We start from the raw sequence: 21964 nt of genomic DNA, 5'->3' as shown, positions 1-21964 counted from the left end.
AGCATTGGTTCTGGCAAGACGATATGTTGGTAACGACGTTTTGATGACAACGACCGTTTTACTGAGGAGCGGAATGATGGGAAACTATCACGTTCCGTTTTGGAGAGCAGTGGAGGGGGCGACTCCTTCACTGACTTTAATATCTACCAGCAGATGGAAGATTGATCGCGTGTGATGTGAGCGATGAATTTACCGCAATCGCGCGGAGATATTGGCAAGCAGCAGGGGTAGCTGAAAAGATTAGCCTACATATTGCCCCAGCAATAGAAACACTCGATCGCTTAATCGCCAATGGCGAATCCGGTACCTTTGATTTTGCTTTCATCGATGCGGATAAAAATAATTATGCCGCTTATTACGATCGATGTTTGCAACTAGTCCGGCAAAATGGATTAATATTGGTGGATAATGTGTTGTGGTATGGCAGAGTTGCTGACCCAGACATGGAGACGGATACCCGCACTCAGGCGATCTTGCAGATCAATCAACAGATTTATCATGACGATCGCGTTCAGATTAGTATGATCCCCATCGGCGATGGGTTGACGATCGCGCGGAAGAAATGAGCTAAGTATTTTCGATGAGGGTAGCAGCGATCGCGATCTCCGCACAAGCGCGCGCATCAGAGAGAGCCTGATGGTGATCTAAAGTAATGTTGAGATGCCGACAGACATCGGGAAGCTTGGTGGGATAAAGATTCCAGCGTTCGCGTGCGAGGGCGACGGTACAGATAAACTTTTGTCGAGGTTGGGGAATATTGTACAAATCGCAGCAAGCATATAGTACTCGGCGATCGAAACTAGCATTGTGCGCCACAAGTGCATCGGCAGTTTCGATCCTCGTGGCAATCTGCGTCCAAACTTGCTGAAAATTGGGAGCATGAGCAACATCAGACCACATAATGCCATGAATCCGCGTGAATTCAAACTGATACGAGGGCGGACGAATTAGGAAAATTTCTTCATGGACGATCGTATTATTTTCGATCTGAACTATCCCCAGCGCACAGGCACTATTGGGATTACGATTGGCAGTCTCAAAATCGATCGCAACTAATTTCACGGGGTTTACGTTCTCGGTGGTAGAGCTTGTGTGCAAAAGCATTGACAATAATCGGCTTAGACATTGTAGAGGAAAAGTTCGCGATCTTTCCCGATCGTCTTCAGATAAGAATTGTTACAATGTGAGAAAGTGCGATCGCCATGTCAACTGTAGCTAGCATTGTTTTTCCCCATCAACTCTTTCGCCAACATCCCGCACTCGTTCCAGATGGGATCGTCTATTTAGTCGAAGAATGGTTATTCTTTCATCAATATCGTTTCCACCAACAAAAGCTATTAATCCATCGCGCGACGATGCAGATGTATCGCGATTACCTGACGCAGCAAGGTTACCAGGTGCGCTACATCCCCGCTACTAGTGAGGAATGCGATATCCAGAAACTGTTACCCGCGATCGCCAGTGCGGGCGTGAGCAAATTGCAGTATGCTGATGTCGTAGATGATTGGCTGCGCCAACGGTTGACAGCCGGAGCCAAGCAGCAAGGGATTGAGTTGCAGGAATTTCGATCGCCGAATTTCCTCGAAGATCCCGCCGACATCGCTAAATTATTCGCCAACCGCAAGCAACTCAAGCAGACAGATTTTTACATTGATAGACGCAAACATCACGAAATCCTGGTCGATAAATTTGATAAGCCAGTGGGCGGTAAATGGACTTATGATGTCGATAATCGTCAAAAATTTCCCAAAAATCGATCGGCTCCAGCGATCGATCTACCCCCCGCCAATGCCTACGTCATCGAAGCCCAGAGTTATGTAAGTCAAAATTTTGGTAATAATTATGGCTCAGTAGCACAGCCATTTGCCGCCGGATTTTATCCGACGACTTATGCCGAAGCTGATGATTGGCTGACAGATTTTCTCACCGTGCGCTTTGCTGAGTTTGGGGTGTATGAAGATGCGCTCGTCTTAGCCGAACCGATCTTGCATCATTCGGTACTATCACCATTGCTCAATACCGGACTACTATCACCCCAACAAGTCATCGATGCAGCTCTAGAAATGGTCGGCAAAGTACCCTTAAATAGCCTAGAAGGCTTCATCCGGCAGCTCATGGGCTGGAGAGAGTTCATGCGGATTACCTACGAGCGACGGGGCAGATTCCAGCGGACGCGCAACTACTGGGGCTTTACTCGAAAAGTACCTGAAAGCTTTTGGCAGGGCACCACAGGCATCCTCCCGCTCGATGCGACGATCCAAAAAGCACTCAAACAGGGATATTGTCATCATATCGAACGGCTGATGGTAGTCGGGAATTTTATGCTACTGTGTGAGTTCGATCCCGATGACGTGTTTCGCTGGTTTATGGAGATGTTTGTCGATGCCTACGACTGGGTAATGGTGCCGAATGTCTATGCGATGAGTCAGTTTGCCGACGGTGGGGGGATGTGTACCAAGCCCTATATCAGCGGGAGCAATTATCTGATGAAGATGAGCGACTATCCCAAAGGCGATTGGCAAGTAACTTGGGATGGTTTGTTTTGGCGATTTATGCACGTCCATCGCGATTTCTTTCTCACCAATCCCCGCCTGGGGATGTTGGTAAGAACCTTCGATAAGATGGCTCCAGAAAAACAACAGCAGCATCTATTAGCAGCAGATAAATTTTTGAATAATCTAGATATTGCGAGCGATCTTTAATTGCGAGCGATCTTTAATAGTAATAGCGGAGATCCGAGGGTACCCACAAGCGGCATTTTTATCTCTAGGGTTCCCCCCGAATAAAAAAACGACAAGACAGGGGCACCCCTACCAGAATTCCGTAGGGGTGCCCCTTGTGGGTACCCGCTGGTTTTAGCAATAACTGATATCCGATCGATCGCTATTACATGCTATTCGACCAAGCTTGGCATTGAGATAAAATAATCCCAATAGATGGAGATTCGATCGAGTGCCCTATAAGAAAAGAATCTGATTTATTGTGTGGGGATGTCTGGATATTGTTAGGCTGCTACTTCGGAGTGTAAATTTTTCAAGAGTTGCTCTGTAATTACAATTAGCTCAGATACAGAGTCTTGGGTAATTTGTTGAGTAGTTTTAAAACCATGAATGATGGCATTTCGCAATGAAATTGCATTCATTAGCACCTGATACTCGGACTTAGAGATTACACCCTCAATTACTAACTCTTTCACTAAATAGATCGGTGAAAACCTGTGCGAGCTTAAACCCTCTTGATGAACAACAAGTCTTAAAGTTGCTTCAACTAAAGACCAAGAGTATAGAAAAGCTGACTCGACATGTTGTGTTGCAAGCTGCATAGCTATTGGGAGCCTAGATTCTATTTCATTTTGTTGAAAAGATGCTTCAGCTTGTCGAGAATATATAGTGTCCTCTGGGTTAGTTATGACTAATTCAAATCTCCAACCAGGGTGCTGCTCGATTAATTGGGCTAGATTGCGTAAATATTGATGAGAATAGGTATTAAGTGCCAAGCGTGACTTTACTTCGATTACTACTGATTCATCTCCTCTAGTAGCAATGATATCGGGGCGATATTCTTTTAGAAAAATAGGTAAATTTTCCAGCCTTGGTTCTAGCAAAACCTCATAACCTCTATCTCGATATTCCTGAGTTAGTTGCAATGCTCTCTCTCTTTCGGTGTTTGTAATTGAAGCTCCTATCATGTCAGTACCTCTTGGTCAGGATTATTAATTACGACAATATGCAGAAATTCATTTCCACGGCTAAAACCTTCCGCCAATATCGAAGTCATATACTCTATTCTAAAGTTACCCGATAAATCTCGCTTTCTGACAAGAATGTCAGTCACTTGAGTATCATCGACGTAGGCTAGTCCAATTAGAGCATCTTGAATTGGCTTGACAATATTGTCTACATCCATTGCCACGGAGTCATAGAAATAAGTTATTTGGAGCAGAATCGGCCCAATACCCACTTGCCGCTCCGACGACCAGTATTTTTCAGCCTCTTGTCTGACTGTTACTTTCCAAGCTCTCAGCCGTTCGCGCCTTCGAGCTTGTTGTGATACTGGTGGCCCATCTACGATGAACTCAAATTTTATCAATTTATGCCCCTAGATTCGAGAATCTTTACGTATTCAGCTTCATCAGCATGGGCAATCATAGCAGACCGAACTCGATCGTCGGCTAAAATTGTCATTGGAGCGACCTTTGTCTTGTAGATATACAAAACCCACAAAACTATGGCAAAAGACAGTAACAAAATCGCCTATCGTGAATTCGGCGACGAAGAGCCAGACACCGACGAGACATCCGAAATACCACCCAACCAGCACAAACTCAAGATCGAAGCCTCTCGTAAAGGCAAAGGCGGTAAAACAGTCACCATCATCAGTGGCTTTCAAGTCTCACCAGAGACACTTACCAGCCTCACCAAGACACTCAAAAACCAGTGTGGTGCTGGTGGAGCAATGAAGGATAATTCGATCGAGATTCAAGGCGACCATCGTCAGAAATTATTAGAGATTGTCACCAAATTAGGCTACAAAGCTAAGTTGAGTGGGGGTTAGAGATCGGAGTATTTTTATCGATAGAGAATAATTCAGCCATTGTGTGGATTCGATCGCCAGACAAATAATCGTAAAGTTACAAGTAATTTTAACTACGCACCGATTACGTCTTTAGTGGCATGACTTACAGCCTTCGCATCATCGATATCCCCAGCAACGAACGTCCCCGCGAACGCTTACTCGCACATGGAGTCAAACATCTCAAGAATGCGGAACTAATCGCGATTTTGTTGGGAACGGGACAAGGCCCTGGTAAACTATCAGCGATCGGATTGGGTGAGTATATTCTCAATCATTTAGGACAACATCAGCGCGATCCCTTAGAGCGATTGCGCGATCTGCATCCTCAAGAGTTGATGGATATTCCTGGTGTCGGCCCCGCCAAAGCAACGGCGATCTTAGCTGCTGTAGAATTGGGGCAGAGGGCTTGTGTATTGCGTCCACCCGATCGAGCTATTATAGAAAGTCCCGATACTGCGGTCGCCGCGCTGAGTCAAGAGTTGATGTGGTCTACTCAAGAGCGATTTGCCATATTATTATTAGATGTCAAAAATAGATTACTCGGTACTCAGTTAATCACGATCGGGACAGCTACCGAAACCCTCGCGCCACCTAAAGAAATTTTCACCGCCATCCTCAAGCAAGGTGCCACCAAAACGATCGTCGCACACAATCACCCATCCGGCAGCACCGAACCCAGTCAAGCAGATCTCGATCTCACTCGTCAATTACTCGCAGGTGCAAAGTTACTCGGTATTCCCTTGTTGGATCACCTGATTTTAGGTGGTGGTAATTGGAGTAGTTTACGTCAAAATACCAATCTCTGGGAAGAATGTCCACAGGGAGATTGATAATCCTAATGTCGAACATCACCCAAAATTCGTAGGTTGGGTTGCGCGTAGCAAAACCCAACAAACACACAAACATCCTAGAGATGTTGGGTTTCATTCTTCAACCCAACCTACCCTAAAACTCATTCTCAAATCCTAAGCTAAAAGAGCTTAAATCAAAATGAATCCTGAAAATGTCCAGATATTAATTACACGATATTTAGATGATGGATTTGAAGATACTGTATATATGGCTCAGATCGTCAATACACTTCCCTTCATTGATACATCAGCTTTAATTTGTAGTTTGCTCAAATCTTCCAATTATGAAACCTTCAGTATAACTGCATTATTTATAAGAGATGTAATTTTATATGGAAATCGCAACAAGGATTGTTATCAGTTTATCTCTAAATATCCAGAGTCATCAATTGTGACAACATTGGAAGAATTAGTCTTCTCTCATAACTATTTTATTCGAGACGAGGCAATCTATACTTTAGGTAAAACCTGTAGTTATAATAGTAAAAATAAACTGAGGCAGGCATTCGATAGATTTCGAGACTCCGATCCTTTATTACTAACTAAACTTTTGAATGAGATGCAATGGTTAGGAGTAGAAAATTCAGAAAATTGTATAGAACAGATGGCTAATAGTTTCAGCTATCTGACTCGTTGGGCTGCCGTCCAATATATTAAGCAAAGCGGCAATATATTCCCTAGTTGGGTGGAAATATTGCGTAGAGATAATCATAAACTTGTCCGTACTGAAACAGAATATGAGTATCGAACAACTCTTGAAATTATTGATAAAAAAGTTCTGTCAAAAGTCCAGCAGCGACAACGATCGAAAGAAATTAAAAAAATCAAGCCACTAATTTTATTTCAAACAGTGCAAGGACAGTTCCTTAGTTATTTATTTCACAACGGAATCAATGGATATAGTGTTACCGACTTGGAGAATTATATAGATCGAGTAATTCTTAGTTAAGAGTTGATACTTTTGAATTACTTATCACAATTGCACGACGTCTCCCAGTAACAAAATCGAAATCACCATCAATAACATTCCCGCTGCAATATCTAAAGTTCTGGGCGACAATACCTTCGCTAGATAACGCCCTAATAATACCCCGACTAAACTAGTCGCAATCAAAGCTGTCCCCGCACCAAGAAATACAATCCACGGCGATTGAGATTCGGCACTCAATAACAATGTTGCTAATTGAGTTTTGTCGCCCATCTCCGCGAGGAAAATCGTGATAAACGTTGAAAAGAACGTACTCCATGCACTCGATTTTTGAAGACTCGTGGTATCGGTGACGATGGTTTGAACGACGATATCGTCAGATGAGGTTTCTGGAGTGGAAGGGCTAGTCACTGGACAATCTGAACTTAACTAGGTTTTCATATCGCTATTATCTTCTCATACCAATCGCCAAAGGTCGAGACTTAGAGCAAAATTCCCAGTTCGGTATCAAAGCGGATCGCCTCTAGGCTGCGATCTCCATACACACCTTCGATCTGCTCCCGACAACACGCGATCGCAAAATCATTCAAATCCTCCGGCTCGATCCCAAACATCGCCACGAAGGTATCTTCCTGTACCCGACAGAAGGAGGGACGATCTGCATAAATATTACAGGCGCGGGTATCGCGCTCGAGATTGATACACCAGCCATCTTCACCCACCATACTCAGATAGATGGCTAGCTGCTCCGGTGGCAAGTACTCCTCCAAATCCGGTCGATCGCTCGGATCGAGGTTACAGCAAGCCCCACACTGCTTGATACACCGCCATGTAGACATATTTGCGCCAGTCAGTTATTACTCATCTAGTCTATTAGGTATTTGTGTAGATAGAGTAGCCGATCGCAAACTTTACAATACGATAATTCACTCAAACCTTGATGGCTGGCACTGCCCACCCTACATCTAGCCTCTAACGCCTAAAACCTAAAGCCTAAAGCCCAGACCCATGTAGTTTTGTAAACTAAATTAATTTAATCCTGTCCAGCGCAGATAAAATTGGATCGCCAATCCTGTTGGCTATATAATAAATTTAAGTTTGTTTGCGAGGAAATATGGACTTTTTGAGCGGTATTATTGATAGCGTACTGAGTATTAACTGGGAAGTAATCGCCCAACTGTCAATGGTGGCGATGATCGCGATTGCTGGGCCAGTCGTTGTATTTTTACTTGCAGCTCTGCGCGGTAATTTATAATCGGGAAGTGGCTAGTTATTTGTGATGTAGGTACCTAGCCGCTGAGTCGCCTGAGCTAATAATTCTATCTGTCGATCGAGTAATTTCACACCTTCAGCTACATTCTTAACTTCCTGTAGCTGTGTGCGTAGCTCTGAGGCACCTCCAAATCCTTTGGCATACCAAGTCATGTGCTTGCGGGCTTGTAATATACCGCGTTCGCCTTTGTATTGGTACAAGTTTTGTAAATGTTCTTTGGCACATTCCAATCTATCGATCGCACTCGGTGGTGGTAATAGTTCGCCCGTTCTGAGAAAATGGTCGATTTCACCAACAAGAAATGGGTAACCGAGCGTACCACGAGAACACATTACACCATCCGCGCCAGTTTGCTCTAGACAAGCGACAGCAGATTCGACGGAAAAAACGTCCCCATTGGCAATCACGGGAATCGATATCACCTCTTTCACCCGCCGAATCCAATCCCAATTGGCGGTACCATTGTAGCCTTGAGCGCGAGTACGGGCGTGAACTGTGAGCATCTGTGCGCCAGCATCCTGCATCCGCTGGGCGAAGTCTAAGATATTAATTTCATCATCCGACCAACCGATGCGTGTTTTCACCGTCACGGGTATATTAACGGCATTGACGACAGCTTTGACGATCGCGACTGCGGTATCGGGATCGCGCAATAATGACGAACCACCGCCATTTTTGGTAATTTTATTCACTGGACAACCCATATTAATATCGATCGTCTGCGCGCCCTGCTCGACAGCGATTTGAGCCGCTTCGCCCAGAAAGTCAGGACGACAATCAAATAACTGGATACTAATCGGACGCTCGTCGGCGTCGATTTCCATGATGCGCGGGATTTCTTTGAGATGTCTCAAGCTCGATGCCTGCACCATCTCGGTATACATCATCGAGTCGGGCGCATATCGCCGCACCAAGCGACGAAAAACTAGATCGGTGACACCTGACAAGGGCGACTGAAAGACGCGGCTATGGAGCTGGAGGGAGCCGATTGTGAGGGGGGTGTTGAAGTTCAATGATGGGGAAGATATGGGATGATGGGGCAGAAATCAGGAATGCCAATAAAATTTGAGTCACCCCATCATGTAAAATCCAACACAAGTAGCTAGATGCCAACATTTATGAGATTGAAATTGCCTAAACCATAGATGGTGTCAAGTGCTACACAACATCCTATGTTTAACTACTATAGCGATCCTAAATGAAAAGCTATGTTGATGTAGGGTGCGTTACGGCTGACGCCTAACACACCACGATCGATACCCAAGGATCTGATTTAGGATTGCTATATGTCCAAATTAACTTAGGGAAAGTTAATTATCAATTATCAATTATTAATTATTAATTATCTCAATGAAGCGTCGCCAATTTCTGCAATATAGTACTCTTACCGCAGCAGGTTTGACCTTTGCCGCTTGTACCAATCAAGGGAGTAGTCACTTTACTCAGCCAGCAGCTAACTTTGGGAAGTTAGAAAAAACCGATCTCCAGATTGGGATTGTTTCTAGTTTAGACTGTCTGCCGTTGGTAGTTGCCAAAGAAAAAGGGATGTTCAAAAAGTATGGCTTGAATGTCACACTGGTGAAACAACCAACTTGGGAGCGAGTGCAGGCAGAGTTGCATGGTGGCAAATTGGATGCCGTGCAGACTTTGTTTGCGATGCCTCTGTGGGAGTATTTTAGTGCTAAAAGTAGCAAATCTAGAGAGCAAGATGAAGCAGGCTCTAAATCTCGCCGCCGCAGAAGAGATGGAGACAAAGACAACGATAAAGACCAAAATAAAGAAGCCGCGAATACAGTTGCATTGATGGGTCTAAATATCAATGGCAATAGTATTAGTCTCGGGGAAGCTGCGTGGAAAGCTGGGTTACGATCGCGTCCGGCTTATAATAATCTTTATGAGTTACAAGAAGGTTATAATAAATTCTTTCGCGAACTCAAGCAGCCACCAGTATTTGCGATCGCTCACCCCGCTGCGATGGCAAATTATACGACCAGATATTGGCTGGGGACAATGGGGATCGATGCCGAACGGGATCTAAAGTTTCAAGTGATGGCTCCTGATAATGTTACGGCTGGGTTGGATAGTGGCAAAGTTATTGGTTACGCAACTGATGAACTATTTAATCAACAACAACTCGCAGACAAAAAAGCCTTCACGGCTTCGATCGATCGCGATGTTTGGCGCGGACATCCTGAAAAAATTCTCGCGACTCTAGATACCTGGCTCAAGGATAATCCAATTACTGCCAAAGCAATGATGGCAGCAGTATTAGAGGCTTGCCAGTATTGTGAAAATCAAGAAAAGATCGCTACACTGGCACCAGTCCTAGGTAAAGCTGATTATACAGATGCAGGTAATAACAAAAACTGGCAAAAAGTCCTGGCGGGAAACTATAATTATGGTGGTTTCGATCGGCAAGCAGTCATCGCCAAAGTTCCTGATTTTCAGATATTTCACTTTCAGCCCACTAGCTATCTTCAACAACCCAATCATGCCAACTTTCTGTGGCACTCTCATGCGGCTTGGGTGGTGACTCAGATGGTGCGCTGGCGACAACAGAATCTAACCAGTTATCCCCAAGATACTGATGCGATCGTCAAACAGTTGTATCCGACCGCAGCTTACGCAGATGTTGCCAAAGCTTTTTGGCTAAATATGCCTAAAGGACAATTGAAAGTCGAGCAGCCAGAGATGTTTATCGATCGAGTGGCGTTCGATCCCAATAAAGCAACGGAATATCTCAATGGTTTTGAATTGAGGGCGTGAGCTAGAGGTTAAAGAGTAGTGAATAGTTTTAGGGTGTGTTAGCGCAAGCGCGAGCGTACCATCTAGCAGGTGGGCAGCATCCACTATCTGGACGATCGATCGGTACCAGCGATAAATCCTAGTGCCAGCAATCTGTTGGGCACTACCCACTCTCCAGATTTCCAGGGCATAATAGCGGTGTTAAGGATTTAAGTGGTGTTTCGACCTGCTTGTGCTGCGATCTCACTGCCAGATCGTAGCGATCTCCATCCCCGCTCACCCCCATCAATATTTGTGGCGATCGAATTATCAGCTCTATGGAAAACTTTGACTAGACGCAGACTACCGTGGCAACTAGTGACGATTTTGGGTGTCAGTTTGGGGGTGACAGGACTAGTTGTCGGTACCAAAAGCCTGGGGTGGTGGGAGCTGGGGGAGCTAGCCGTATACGATCGCAGTATCCGCTGGCAACCGCCCGCACCACCAGATCCTCGGCTGCTGATCGTGGCGATTAGTGAAGCCGATATCCAGCAAGCTTGGCCGTTACCCGATCGGACCATCGCCAAAGTCATCCAAAAACTGACCGCTGCCAAGGCGACGATCATTGGCTTGGATGTGTTTCGCGCCAATCCAGTCGAACCAGGACACACCGAGTTGGTCAAAATCTGGGAACGCAACGATACGATCGTCCCTGGCTGTCACCATCGCAATCTCAAGAATCCTGGCATTGCTGGGCCACCAGGGATTCCGCCCGAGCAATTGGGATTTGTCGATGTCTTGCTCGATCGAGATAGCATCGTCCGCCGCGCACTGTTATTTATGTCTCGCGATCCCCAGTCTCCTTGCACGAGCGAAACTAGTTTCGCGCTCCAACTCGCCCAAGAATACCTGCTGCGTCAGCATCAGATCGCAGGTCGATTTGACTCAAATCGACAGTTTCAGCTCGGCACAACTCATTTGCGCCAGCTCTTGGGTACAGATGGTGGCTATCAAGATGCCGAGCAGGGCGGCTACCAGATTTTGCTCGATTACCGTTCGCGGACAGCGGTCGCACCGATCGTCACAGTTGCCGATGTGTTGAACGATCGCGTTGCGCCACAAGCGATTGCGGGTCGGATCGTCCTGATCGGTTCTACGGCTAGCTCCCTCAAGGATGAATTTCTCACCCCATATAGTGCGGGTAAAGCTGAAGATGCCACGATGCCTGGAGTCATGGTTCACGCTCAAATCACCAGCCACATCCTCAGTACCGTCCTCGACAAACAACCGCTGTGGTGGTTTATTCCTGACTGGCTCGAAGGGATCTGGATCGGCGGGTGGTGCCTGACGGGGAGCGTACTCGCTTGGTATATTCGCCATCCAGCGCGATTGTTTGTGGCGGCGAGTGGTGCAGTGGTGCTACTTGTGGGGGGATTTGCGATCGCCTTCGCCGCTGCTGGCTGGTTACCAGTAGTGAGTCCATTGGTGGGGCTGATTGCTAGTAGTATCGGCGTGTTGGGATTGACTAGTTATCACACTCAGCAGCGACAGCAGGAGATGGAAAGTTTGGTAATCGATCGCGAACAGGCGATCGCCGATCTCAAACTATTGCTGAGTCAGACAGCACCACCAACGACACTCCGCCGCGCACTGCCAGCCGCATTACCACAGACCGAATTACCAGAAACGACTATGGGTGGCAGCACCGTATTAGAGCCACCCCCTGCCACTCCAGCGCGAGACAACGCCACCATTAAGCAAGAGCAAACACCCGCGCCTAGCCCCACAGTGGGCGCACTCCCACCCAACTATCTGCTAGATGGACGCTATCAAGCCGAACACATTTTAGGTGCTGGTGGCTTTGGAGTGACGTATCTGGCGCGAGACACCAAACGTCCAGGACAACCACAGTGCGTCATCAAGCAATTAGTTCCAGCTAGACGCGACCCCAATTTTGTCAGCTTGGCACGGCGGTTGTTTAATACCGAAGCTGAAATCTTATCGAAATTGGGACATCATGCCCAAATCCCCCACCTACTCGCTTATTTCGAGCATCAGCAGGAGTTTTACTTAGTTCAGGAATTTATCGATGGTACACCACTCGATCGCGAGTTGGAAGGAGCGATCGTGCCGTGGAGCGAAGAGCGCGTCTGGGATTTATTATCCCAATTACTACCTGTATTGGGTTTTATCCACAGTCAGCATGTAATCCATCGCGATCTCAAGCCAGGTAATATCATTCGAGATCGCCATCGTGCCAAGCTGGTATTGATTGACTTTGGTGCTGTTAAAGAAATTCAGCCACAGATTGCTGATGAGGGTAGCATGACAGTCTCGATCGGGACTCGTGGCTATACACCGCCCGAACAGTATGCCGGACAGCCCAACTATACCAGCGATATCTATGCTTTGGGCGCGATCGCGATCGAGGCTGTGACCAATACTCATCCCCGTTATTTACCTGTAGATGAAAGTACGGGCAATCTCATCTGGCACGATCGCGCCGTCGTCTCTGACGCACTCGCACGGGTTTTGGATAAGATGGTGGCTTACCATTTTCGCGATCGTTATCAGTCAGCAACTGCGGTATTGATGGATTTGCCAATACGTTTTTTGTAACGATCGAATTAATGACAATTAGCTCTCGGCGCGGCTTTGTCAACGATCGAATCCAAGCTAATCGACCGATAATTTTGACGCGGTATGAAGATGTTTCTCAACAGCGATTACCTAACGGTAGGCTCCGCCAACGATTACCTCCGGTACGCTACGCGAACGAGCCTCAAACACTAGGATTGTTGGGTTTAGATGCTCAACCAATCTACAGGAAGAAAGATCACCAACGACTAAGATAAGCGGCGGCAGATATCCTCAGCAACCCTACCGAGATATTTCGACCATCCGCTTCATCGACTTGTTAGGTTGCGTCACTACTGAGCCAATACGGTTCGGTTAGCTAGTTAGGTAGCGGTTGAAACCGCTGCTAGTGATGCAAAGTCCGCCTTCGCGGACTGACAATATCTAAGAAAATGGACTTAACCGAACCGTATTGACTACTGAGCGATCTTTATTGCTCTGTGCTGATTAACTGTGCGTCAGAGCCAGACTGCGAACTAGCTTTTGCAGACATCAACCAAGAAACACCGATTAGTAATGAGTATCCCCCAAATAGAAAGGCTGCATATCGCCCTGCTGTTGCTGGTTGCATATTGCTCATTAGTCCTGAAAAGTCAGCAAGAATAGGAACCTCACCTAGCATCCCAGGCAAAGCAATACAGATTGCACCCTGTAACCAATCTTGCTGCTTAATCTTCCGCCACTTCATCAATCCCAAAGACACGGCAGCATATACAATGCCTGTAATAATCACGTTCAGCCAGTATCCAGCAGCAGCACCCTCAAAAAAATACGAACCAGTCATGCGATAAACTGACGTTGCTGCTGCCCAGACGACGAAGCCGAGTAAGACGAAGCCAGCCTTATCTTTTGTGTTCATCATGATTTCCTTCCTGAAATAGTGTTAACGTAACAGTCATTACGTTAATTAATTAGTGTAATAGCTATTACGTTAACTGTCAACTCATGAGCCGACCTGCTGAACCTCAGAAGAAGCAAGAGCTTCTAGAACAATGTCTAGCTGCGGCGATCGCCGTGGGAGCATTCGACTCCAGTATTAACGCGATCGCTAAGAGAATCGGCACTAGCGGACGAATGCTCGTTTACCACTTTGGCTCCAAGCAAGAATTCGAGCGGCAACTCATCGGTCTTTTAGAAACTCGGATGCGCGAAAAACTATGGTCATTTCAAAACGTGTTTATGAAAGGATCTGCTGGTCTAGCAGAACCCCTGCTTGAAATGTGGGAGCATTTGACTTCACCAGAGATGCACGGCTTGCTGAAGCTGACGATGGAGCTAAATCAACGTGCCATACAAGGGGATACAGAAACACAACGTTTTTTAGAGCGTGAGAGTCAACAATGGGTAGATTCTCTATCTAATCTTACGAATGATAAAACTGCTGCTTTATCTTTATTTCACTTATTTCAGGGGGCAATCCTGGACTTTTTGATGACGGGAAACGTCCAGCGTGGACAACAAACTATTAAAGCTTTTACTGAAACCCTGCGATAGCTTAAACGGGAGCATTCACAGACAACCTTCAGGTTTGCTGTCCCCACTAGAAACTCAAGCTACCTAACTATCAATACTTCTCGTTTAAGAACTGCTAGCGACTGAAGTCGCCGCTAGTGGTGCAAAGTCCGCCTACGCGGACTAACTAGTTTTTAGATTAACCGAGAAGTATTGCCACCGGATCTACTCCGATAATACTGTTGTAGTTGGATCGGTTAAATTATCTAATGTTTGAATTTGACTAGTTAGGCGGATTAGCTGGCAAACTGATAGTCTTCAGCCGCCAACAATTGCCAACCGCTGCCATGTGCCGATCGCAGATCCAATACAGTTTGGTGATAGTCCACTAAACTGGGTCGATGACCGACACTAATGTAAGTGATGTCTTGGCTTTGCAGCAGCTCATACAACCGTCGCTCGTTAGTCACATCCAGGGCACTAGTAGCTTCGTCCAAGATGACGTATTTCGGCTGACTGAGCAGAATCCGCGCAAAAGCCAACCGCTGTTGCTCACCTTGGGAGAGGACAGCCGCCCAATCTTTTTCGGTACCGAGTCCGCCCATCCGCTCAGATAAGTCTTCAAGGTTGACTTGCACCAATGCCGATTGGATTTCGGAATCGGTGATATTTGCGCGCAGGTTGGGATATTTCAACTGTTCGCGCAATGTGCCCAGGAGCATGTACGGCTTCTGGGGTAGGAAGAGAGCTTGAGTATAGTCAGGACTTTCGATCGTGCCCGTACCATTGCGCCAGAGTCCAGCAATCGCCCGCAGCAGCGAACTTTTACCGCAGCCACTCGCACCCACCACTAACAATGATTCAGATGGCATTAGCTCGAAAGATAGATTCTCAAATAGTGTCTGCTCGGCATTGGGGGTATTGAGCGTCAGCCCATCGACCTTAAAATGAGTAGCAGGGTAGTTGATAATGCCCTCGCCACCGACGACAGCTCTGGACTCCCGTTGTCGGAATCGCTCATACAGCGTCCCCAACCGCTCGATACTTGCAGCGAAGGACGAAATATCCTGAATGCGACTGGGAATGATGGAGAGGGCACGTAGCACCATTTGGAAGGCAAATATGCCTTGCCCGATCGTCCCAAAGTCCACTTTTTTGGCAAAGTATAGCGGAGCGACAATTAGGTAGGGCACCAATCGGGCAAAATACGTGTAGGCGTATTGAAAGATATCCAGTAGCGCGAACCAAATTATCAATAGATCGTAGTTTCTAATTGCTCGACTAAAACGACCTTCAACTTGACTGAGTTCTAAGTTTTCACCTCGATAAAAAGCGATCGATTCAGCATTATCCCGGACGTGAACCATCCCATAGCGAAAGTCACCTTCTAGCCGCAATTGATTAAAGTTAATTTTAATCAGCTTAGTGCCGATCCACAGTGCTAAAATACTCGCGATCGATACATAACCTACTAAGCCAAATGTCAGTTCGGTGGAGATACTATAGAGAATTCCGGTAAAGGCGACTAAATCTAAAACTGAATCGAGAATATCTAGAATTAGTCCCAAAATTGTGGTGGTAAAAGAATTGACATCTTCAGTCATCCGCTGATCTGGATTGTCAATATCTGTATTCGCAGCATTGGAGTCTAGCTCGTAGTAAGATCGGTTACTAAAATAATCCTTCAATAGAGTATTGGTCAGCCATTCTCGCCAAAATAGAGTTAATTTATTGCGCGTATAACGATAGCTAATCAGAATCGGAATTGCCACAACTAGGGTAATTCCATATACCCAAATAAACTCCCAAAATACTTGAGGATCTCTGCTATTGAGGGCATTATCGATAAATCGAAAAACATAGCTCAGTAGCACATTTAGGCTACTGACAATGAAGGCAAGGAATAGTAACAATCCTAAAATCAACCATTGTTTTTCTCGTCCTTGGAGCTTGCGCCGATAAGCATAGAAAATACCGCTGCTAGCTATAAGCAACACCAAAAATATATAAGTAGGTGGAAATGTTAACAGATTTTGGAATATTTCTAGTGAGCTTTTACCCAGGCTAGAGAGAAACTTCAGATAAATAATCTCATTTACCAAACCCGCAAAAAATTTAGGTGAGAATTGGAAACCGATTAAGGCTAAAGCAACTACAAAGAAGAAGGTAAAAGCAACAATAAATACTAATTGTGTTAGAATCAAGAATAAAAACTGTAGCGAACTTCTTGCCCCTGGGGGATAGAAGTAAGGTTGAGCAATTTCGACAAAACGCTGCCAGAGTTGGCGATCGAATCGAAATTTAAGCAATGATTTAGGCTGTGTTAGTGTGGTCATAGCAATTGAACCCAAAAAGAATATTAGGAATTTGGCAACGATCGATCTAGGTTATCATGATTACTCGTCTAATGGATCTTAATATATTTTCCAATCTTTACCATTTCGTTCGCGTCTTCGTGAAACACTGCATCAACTAAATCTTCATTAATAGTGCACCAGATACAACCGTTACTAAGTTCTACCATCCCTTCTTCCATCGATACCAACAGTTGACTGTCGATATTAATATCACCAAATTCATTAACTAACACGGCGACTTTCAAACCCTGAACATCGCTCAGAATATGATTAATGATGACGCATCTACCATCGTCAGCACCGAATCAACCCTAGTCACTTGGGATAAATATGTAGTTGTAAAACTTCGGACAATCGGTAATGGATCGGCAATTCCTGTTGTTTCAATTACTATATAATTGACCGCCTGACTGACAATTCGATCGATCGCCTCGACTAAACTTTGATTAACCGTGCAACAAATACACCCATTGGCTAGCTGCACCATATTTTCATCGACAGCTACTAATAACTGTGAGTCGATATCGATGTCCCCAAATTCGTTCACAATTACCGCAACTTTCAAACCTTGCCGATTGTCGAGAATGTGATTTAGTAGTGTTGTTTTACCACTCCCTAGAAAACCTGTGACGATCGTTATGCGTATTTCAGATTGATGTTTGAGCACTACTTCTAAACAACTCTGTCTGATGGAGTTAGACATAATCGCCTCCTGTGACAATTAGTTTTAGTCAATAGAATTTTTTAAGCTCGATTGGATGTTCGATCGATCTTTATCATCAAATCAGTCGCTGTTTTACTTCGGTGGCTAGATCGGCAATTGCAACTTCTAATTGTTCGCCATTGAGCATATTCTTCAACTGACACCGTTGATTTGCTGCTTCCTGTTCGCCAATAATTACGCAAAAAGTCACACCTTGTTTATCTGCAAGTGCAAATTGTTTTTTGAGTGGACGGCGATCGAAAGCGGTAACAACTTTGATACCTGCTTGGCGAAGTTGTTGAGATATTTGGAGATAGATCGGCATCAAATCTTCCTGAAGATTTAAGACCATGACTTGGGTGGGCGTCGGGGCTAGTGGTTGCAAGATATTGGCTTTGAGTAAGCGATAAATCAGCCGTGTGAGTCCGATCGACATACCGACTCCAGGCATACTTTCGCCAATGAATGTCCCGACTAATTCTTCATACCTACCGCCAGAACAGATACTACCAAGGGCTTCATGCCCGATCAGGGTAGTCTCATAAACTGTGCCTGTATAGTAATCTAGCCCCCGCGCGATCGATAGGTCGATACAATACTGTCGGTTGGGGATACCTAGATTTCGGACGCCATTGATGACGGTAGTTAGTTCCTCAATCCCTAGCTTAAATTGGTCGGCATCTGGTAATTTAGCCGCAAATTCATTCAGTGCACTGAGAACGCGATCCACATCACCTTTGATGTTGATAAAATCAATCACTTGTTGGGCTTGCTCTGGCGATAAGCCTTGAGTTGCTAAACCTGATAAAACTTTGGCGACACCAACTTTTTCTAAAGTATCAATAATATTGATACAGATTTTGATTCGATCGGGTGAAACTCCTAGCGAACTAAAAAAACCAGTTAATACCTTGCGATTATTGATCCGAATTAGAAACTCGCCGATGTTAATTTGACTAAAAATTTCAGAGACGATCGCAGCCATCTGAGCATCATAGAGCAAGCTCAATTCCTTGCGCCCGACGACATCGATATCGCACTGTCGAAATTGCCGATACCGTCCATCTTTCGCCCGTTCGCCCCGAAAAACCAGATCCATCTGATACCTAGCAAATGGAAACTGTAAATCATTGAGATGACGGGCGATATAAGCAGCTAACGGTACGGTTTGGTCGAACTTCAACGCTCGTGCTTCCGATCCGGTGTCACCTTTACCCGCCTCATCTCGCTCTGCTTGGCGATTGGGGGGGAGGATGGGCTGCAAACCATAAATGATATTGTCGCCTTGGTTTCCCTTTGCCTGAAGGACTTCTAACCGCTCTACAGCAGGGGTTTCGATCGGGGTAAAGCCATAGCTTTCATACACCTGACGAATCGTATCCATCAGGTGTTGCTCCAGTCGCTTTTCACTGGGCAAAAATTCAGGAAAGCCGCTGGGGTTGGAGAAGTTGATTTTTTCCATGGGTGTGGTGACGCAGAGAACGCAGAGTGATGGGAGTACGGGGAGAGTTAGCTAGTGAGGGGACTGGGCGAAGGATGATATTTCTTTTACTCTAAAACCTAAAGCCTAATCCCTGACCCCTACTGATGATAAAGTGTACAGAGGGATTGCCAACAAAGTCGAGGGAGAGTTTAACGTCGGTGAAAATTTTAGTAGTTGGTAATGGTGGACGAGAACACGCGATCGCTTGGGCATTATTGCAATCTCCTCAAGTTACCCAAGTCCTCTGCGTTCCTGGTAACGGCGGTACTGCGATGATGGATCGCTGTCAAAATCTCTCTTTTCGAGTAGATGATTTTGGTGGGATCGCACGGTTTGCGGAAGTTAACGGAGTGTCATTGGTAGTGATCGGGCCAGAATTACCACTGTCACTAGGGATTACTGACTACTTACAAAATCGCAATATTCCAGTGTTTGGTCCGACTCGGATCGGTGCCCAACTTGAGTCTAGCAAAACCTGGGCAAAAGCCCTCATGGAGGAGGCGAGAATCCCGACGCCAAAATCGGCAACCTTTACAGATTTGACGACTGCACGGGCATATATCGAGCAGCAAGGGGCACCGATTGTCGTCAAAGCCGATGGCTTGGCTTCAGGTAAAGGGGTGGTAGTTGCCGAAACTTTGCAAGACGCACTGACGGCTGTGGAGTTACTATTCGCTCAAAATTATGGGAGACTGCTGATCGAGGAATATATTACAGGTCAAGAGGTATCGATCATCGCGCTGACTGATGGAAAAACGATTCGACCATTGCTACCCGCTCAAGATCACAAACGCATCGGTGATGGTGATACAGGCGCAAACACAGGTGGCATGGGTGCATACGCTCCTGCCCCCTTGGCCACACCAGCTCTGATGAAACGGATTCAAGCTGAGGTATTGAATCCAACGCTGGCTACTCTCAAGCGGCGCGGCATCGACTATCGGGGGGCGATCTTTGCCGGGTTGATGATTACGCCAGATGGCGAACCCAAAGTATTGGAATTTAACTGCCGATTGGGCGATCCAGAGACTCAGGCAATCTTGCCGTTATTGCAGACCCCACTGTTAGAATTGTTATTAGCTTGTGTCGAACAACGGCTAGCTGCGCTACCGCCGATCGAATGGAAGTCAGCAGTATCAACTTGTGTGACAATTGCGGCTCAGGGTTACCCTGGCAATTACGATCGCGGCAAAGTTATTAGCGGGATTGATTCGGCGAATAATCAGGGGACGATGGTGTTTCACGCCGGAACCCAGCTCAAGCAAAATAGCGTCATTACTGATGGTGGCAGAGTTCTGGGGGTGACAAGTATCGCACCAGATTTTGCGACAGCGATCGATCGCGCCTATCAGGGCGTCAGAGCGATCGCTTTTGATGGGATGTACTATCGTCAGGATATCGCTCAGAGAGCTTTGTCTTAGGCTTTAGGCTTTGGGTGTTAGGCTTTAGGGCAGACGGAGCGCACGATAACAACCCAATGGTTCCTAATATGCAAACTCTACTTCCCTAAAGCCTAAAGCCTACCCTCCGATCCCTACCGAACACCTACTTTCCAATCCCTAAAGCCTAAAGCCTAAAGCCTAAAGCCTAACCCCTACTTATGCAGCGTCGATCCTTTCTAGTCACTATCGGTAGTCTAGCTCTGGGGAGTAGCTTAACTAGTTGTCAAAGTCCAAATCAGTCAACTTTGAGGCTGGTAGCACTCAAAAACTCGCTCCCACCGCAACTAGTGGGTGAGTTTACTAAGTCGATTCAACCCACGAACTCTGTAGTTGAGTTAGCGTCCGTCAGTCAATTTACAGAAATTGTCAGTCAGCTTCAGGAATGGCGCAAAACTGGCACCGCCGAAGCCAAGGGGATGAAAATCCCGTTCGTACCTGCCGCGAAATCGCCAGCATATATTCCAAATTTGGTGAGTCTGAGCGACGCATGGCTACCAATGGTAATTCAGGAAAAATTAATCCAACCGATCGATCCTCAAAACCTGACTAATTGGTCTAAATTGGAGCCGCGCTGGCGCGAATTGTCCAATCGCGACGAGCGCGGAAATAATCGCTCTACTGGGCAGATTTGGGGCGTACCCTACCGCTGGGGCACGACGGTAATTATCTATCGACGCGATCGCTTGGCGGCTGCAAATATTCCGATCCCGACCGATTGGCAAGATCTCTGGAATCTCCGACTCAAACAGCGGATCTCGGTCTTGGATCGATCGCGTGAAGTCATTGGTTTAACTTTGAAAAAATTAGGTTATTCCTACAATCATCCCGATCTCAGCCAAGTTATCAACCTCAAATCCGAGCTAGCAAAACTTCATCAGCAGGTCAGTTTTTATAGTGCCGATAATTATCTCCAACCATTAATTATGGGTGATACTTGGGTAGCTGTCGGCTGGTCGCTAGATGCGATCGATTTGGTGCAGAGGAACCCAAATATTGGCGCGATCGTGCCTAGCTCTGGGACGTCAATTTCCACAGATTTGTGGGTACAACCAACATCACCCAACCCCAGATCGAGCGATGTCTCTAAGTTAACTCAGCAATGGCTCGATTATTGTCTCCAACCGAAAGCCAGTAATCAAATATCACTATTTACATCTGGTACCGCGCCACTACTTACCAGTCTCAATCCGGATTTATTATCCGTAGATATTCGCAAAAAGCTACTGATTTTACCGCCCAAAAGTGCGCTGGATCGCAGCGAATTTATCGCTCCGCTACCCGCAGTAAGTAAGACACAGTTCGATCGACTTTGGGAAGAAGTTCGTCAAGTGAAAGTGGATTAGGAATCAAAGGAGAGAATTTAAGTGGTATTATTCTCATGTCGATTGTAGTGATTCCCGCATATTAGCTACCAGTGTTTGTCATCGACAGCGGCGATCGGATGAAATACTCTGATAAGCGCGATATTCAAGACAAATCGTCTCGGCACTACTATAGATCCTAAATGGAAAGCTATGTTGATGTAAGGTGTGTTAGGCG

The 21964-nt window shown here is 46.0% G+C and carries 20 protein-coding genes and 3 pseudogenes; 12 read left to right on the top strand and 11 right to left on the bottom strand.

What is annotated here, in order from left to right; translation table 11 throughout:
- Positions 1-143: 143 nt before the first annotated feature.
- Positions 144-566: pseudogene (locus tag ACEW9I_RS16580) on the top strand (O-methyltransferase); the annotation flags it as partial.
- A gap of 1 nt (position 567) precedes the next feature.
- Here ACEW9I_RS16580 and ACEW9I_RS16575 read toward each other — a convergent pair.
- Entirely contained in the window at positions 568-1062 is a 495-nt protein-coding gene (locus ACEW9I_RS16575; RefSeq protein WP_373541435.1) for a 3'-5' exonuclease, read from the bottom strand.
- Between the two features lie 140 nt (positions 1063-1202).
- Between ACEW9I_RS16575 and ACEW9I_RS16570 the strand changes: the two genes are divergently transcribed.
- The gene (locus ACEW9I_RS16570) at positions 1203-2702 is read left to right on the top strand and encodes a cryptochrome/photolyase family protein (protein ID WP_373541434.1); all 1500 of its coding nucleotides are present in this window, start codon (positions 1203-1205) and stop codon (positions 2700-2702) included.
- 302 nt (positions 2703-3004) lie between these two features.
- Here ACEW9I_RS16570 and ACEW9I_RS16565 read toward each other — a convergent pair whose 3' ends face one another.
- Positions 3005-3688: a hypothetical protein gene (locus ACEW9I_RS16565; protein ID WP_373541433.1), complete on the bottom strand. Its 684-nt coding sequence runs from the start codon at positions 3686-3688 to the stop codon at positions 3005-3007.
- Positions 3685-4089, bottom strand: a complete 405-nt coding sequence (locus ACEW9I_RS16560; RefSeq protein WP_373541432.1) for a RusA family crossover junction endodeoxyribonuclease — start codon at positions 4087-4089, stop codon at positions 3685-3687. The genes ACEW9I_RS16565 and ACEW9I_RS16560 overlap by 4 nt, the downstream gene beginning before the upstream one ends.
- Positions 4090-4227: 138 nt before the next feature.
- Here ACEW9I_RS16560 and ACEW9I_RS16555 point away from each other — a divergent pair, with 138 nt between their 5' ends.
- The 3 genes from ACEW9I_RS16555 (at position 4228) to ACEW9I_RS16545 (ending at position 6375) form a co-directional block, all read left to right on the top strand.
- A complete protein-coding gene (locus ACEW9I_RS16555; protein WP_373541431.1) occupies positions 4228-4554 on the top strand; it encodes a translation initiation factor in 327 nt (108 codons plus the stop codon).
- Positions 4555-4673: 119 nt separating this feature from the next.
- A complete protein-coding gene (radC, locus tag ACEW9I_RS16550; protein ID WP_373541430.1) occupies positions 4674-5405 on the top strand; it encodes a DNA repair protein RadC in 732 nt (243 codons plus the stop codon).
- A 160-nt stretch (positions 5406-5565) separates the two neighbouring features.
- On the top strand, positions 5566-6375 hold the full coding sequence (locus ACEW9I_RS16545) for a hypothetical protein (RefSeq protein WP_373541429.1): 810 nt from the start codon (positions 5566-5568) through the stop codon (positions 6373-6375).
- A 24-nt stretch (positions 6376-6399) separates the two neighbouring features.
- Here the strand turns inward: ACEW9I_RS16545 and ACEW9I_RS16540 are convergent, their stop codons facing one another.
- Together ACEW9I_RS16540 and ACEW9I_RS16535 are read right to left on the bottom strand one after the other, a co-directional pair.
- Positions 6400-6726, bottom strand: a complete 327-nt coding sequence (locus tag ACEW9I_RS16540) for a TMEM165/GDT1 family protein (RefSeq protein WP_373541439.1) — start codon at positions 6724-6726, stop codon at positions 6400-6402.
- Positions 6727-6836: 110 nt separating this feature from the next.
- Positions 6837-7193 carry a YkgJ family cysteine cluster protein gene (locus tag ACEW9I_RS16535; RefSeq protein WP_373541428.1) on the bottom strand — a complete coding sequence of 119 codons (357 nt, stop codon included), beginning with the start codon at positions 7191-7193 and terminating at the stop codon, positions 6837-6839.
- A gap of 275 nt (positions 7194-7468) precedes the next feature.
- Between ACEW9I_RS16535 and psb30 the strand changes: the two genes are divergently transcribed.
- Positions 7469-7609 carry a photosystem II reaction center protein Ycf12/Psb30 gene (psb30, locus tag ACEW9I_RS16530; RefSeq protein WP_373541427.1) on the top strand — a complete coding sequence of 47 codons (141 nt, stop codon included), beginning with the start codon at positions 7469-7471 and terminating at the stop codon, positions 7607-7609.
- A gap of 11 nt (positions 7610-7620) precedes the next feature.
- Here psb30 and dusB read toward each other — a convergent pair whose 3' ends face one another.
- Positions 7621-8640 (bottom strand): tRNA dihydrouridine synthase DusB, encoded by a 1020-nt coding sequence (gene dusB / locus ACEW9I_RS16525; RefSeq protein ID WP_373541426.1) that lies wholly within the window; start codon positions 8638-8640, stop codon positions 7621-7623.
- Between the two features lie 337 nt (positions 8641-8977).
- Here dusB and ACEW9I_RS16520 point away from each other — a divergent pair, with 337 nt between their 5' ends.
- The 3 genes from ACEW9I_RS16520 (at position 8978) to ACEW9I_RS16510 (ending at position 13206) form a co-directional block, all read left to right on the top strand.
- Entirely contained in the window at positions 8978-10393 is a 1416-nt protein-coding gene (locus ACEW9I_RS16520; RefSeq protein ID WP_373541425.1) for a CmpA/NrtA family ABC transporter substrate-binding protein, read from the top strand.
- Between the two features lie 195 nt (positions 10394-10588).
- Positions 10589-12970, top strand: coding sequence for a CHASE2 domain-containing protein (locus tag ACEW9I_RS16515; protein WP_373541424.1), 2382 nt, complete (start codon positions 10589-10591; stop codon positions 12968-12970).
- Positions 12971-12981: 11 nt separating this feature from the next.
- Complete coding sequence (locus ACEW9I_RS16510) at positions 12982-13206, top strand: hypothetical protein (RefSeq protein ID WP_373541423.1); 225 nt, start codon at positions 12982-12984, stop codon at positions 13204-13206.
- A 212-nt stretch (positions 13207-13418) separates the two neighbouring features.
- Here ACEW9I_RS16510 and ACEW9I_RS16505 read toward each other — a convergent pair whose 3' ends face one another.
- Complete coding sequence (locus ACEW9I_RS16505; protein WP_373541422.1) at positions 13419-13850, bottom strand: DUF5367 domain-containing protein; 432 nt, start codon at positions 13848-13850, stop codon at positions 13419-13421.
- 83 nt (positions 13851-13933) lie between these two features.
- On the opposite strand from ACEW9I_RS16505, the gene ACEW9I_RS16500 reads away from it, so the two are divergent.
- The gene (locus ACEW9I_RS16500; protein WP_373541421.1) at positions 13934-14482 is read left to right on the top strand and encodes a TetR/AcrR family transcriptional regulator; all 549 of its coding nucleotides are present in this window, start codon (positions 13934-13936) and stop codon (positions 14480-14482) included.
- Positions 14483-14736: 254 nt separating this feature from the next.
- Here ACEW9I_RS16500 and ACEW9I_RS16495 read toward each other — a convergent pair whose 3' ends face one another.
- The 4 genes and pseudogenes from ACEW9I_RS16495 to hisS form a co-directional block, all read right to left on the bottom strand.
- A complete protein-coding gene (locus ACEW9I_RS16495; protein WP_373541420.1) occupies positions 14737-16776 on the bottom strand; it encodes an ABC transporter ATP-binding protein/permease in 2040 nt (679 codons plus the stop codon).
- A gap of 122 nt (positions 16777-16898) precedes the next feature.
- Positions 16899-17072, bottom strand: a pseudogene (locus tag ACEW9I_RS16490) (GTP-binding protein); the annotation flags it as partial.
- Positions 17072-17500, bottom strand: a pseudogene (locus ACEW9I_RS16485) (GTP-binding protein); the annotation flags it as partial. The pseudogenes ACEW9I_RS16485 and ACEW9I_RS16490, both read right to left, overlap by 1 nt.
- Positions 17501-17576: 76 nt before the next feature.
- Positions 17577-18962 (bottom strand): histidine--tRNA ligase, encoded by a 1386-nt coding sequence (hisS, locus tag ACEW9I_RS16480; protein WP_373541419.1) that lies wholly within the window; start codon positions 18960-18962, stop codon positions 17577-17579.
- Positions 18963-19141: 179 nt separating this feature from the next.
- On the opposite strand from hisS, the gene purD reads away from it, so the two are divergent.
- Both purD and ACEW9I_RS16470 read left to right on the top strand, forming a co-directional pair.
- Positions 19142-20404, top strand: coding sequence for a phosphoribosylamine--glycine ligase (gene purD, locus ACEW9I_RS16475; protein ID WP_373541418.1), 1263 nt, complete (start codon positions 19142-19144; stop codon positions 20402-20404).
- Between the two features lie 179 nt (positions 20405-20583).
- Positions 20584-21768, top strand: a complete 1185-nt coding sequence (locus ACEW9I_RS16470) for an extracellular solute-binding protein (RefSeq protein ID WP_373541417.1) — start codon at positions 20584-20586, stop codon at positions 21766-21768.
- Positions 21769-21964: the final 196 nt, after the last annotated feature.

It is taken from the genome of Chamaesiphon sp., assembly GCF_041738855.1.
In the GTDB taxonomy this organism is placed as follows: domain Bacteria; phylum Cyanobacteriota; class Cyanobacteriia; order Cyanobacteriales; family Chamaesiphonaceae; genus Chamaesiphon.
The sequence above is the reverse complement of the archived record's forward strand: the minus strand, read 5'-3'. Positions and strand labels throughout refer to the sequence as shown.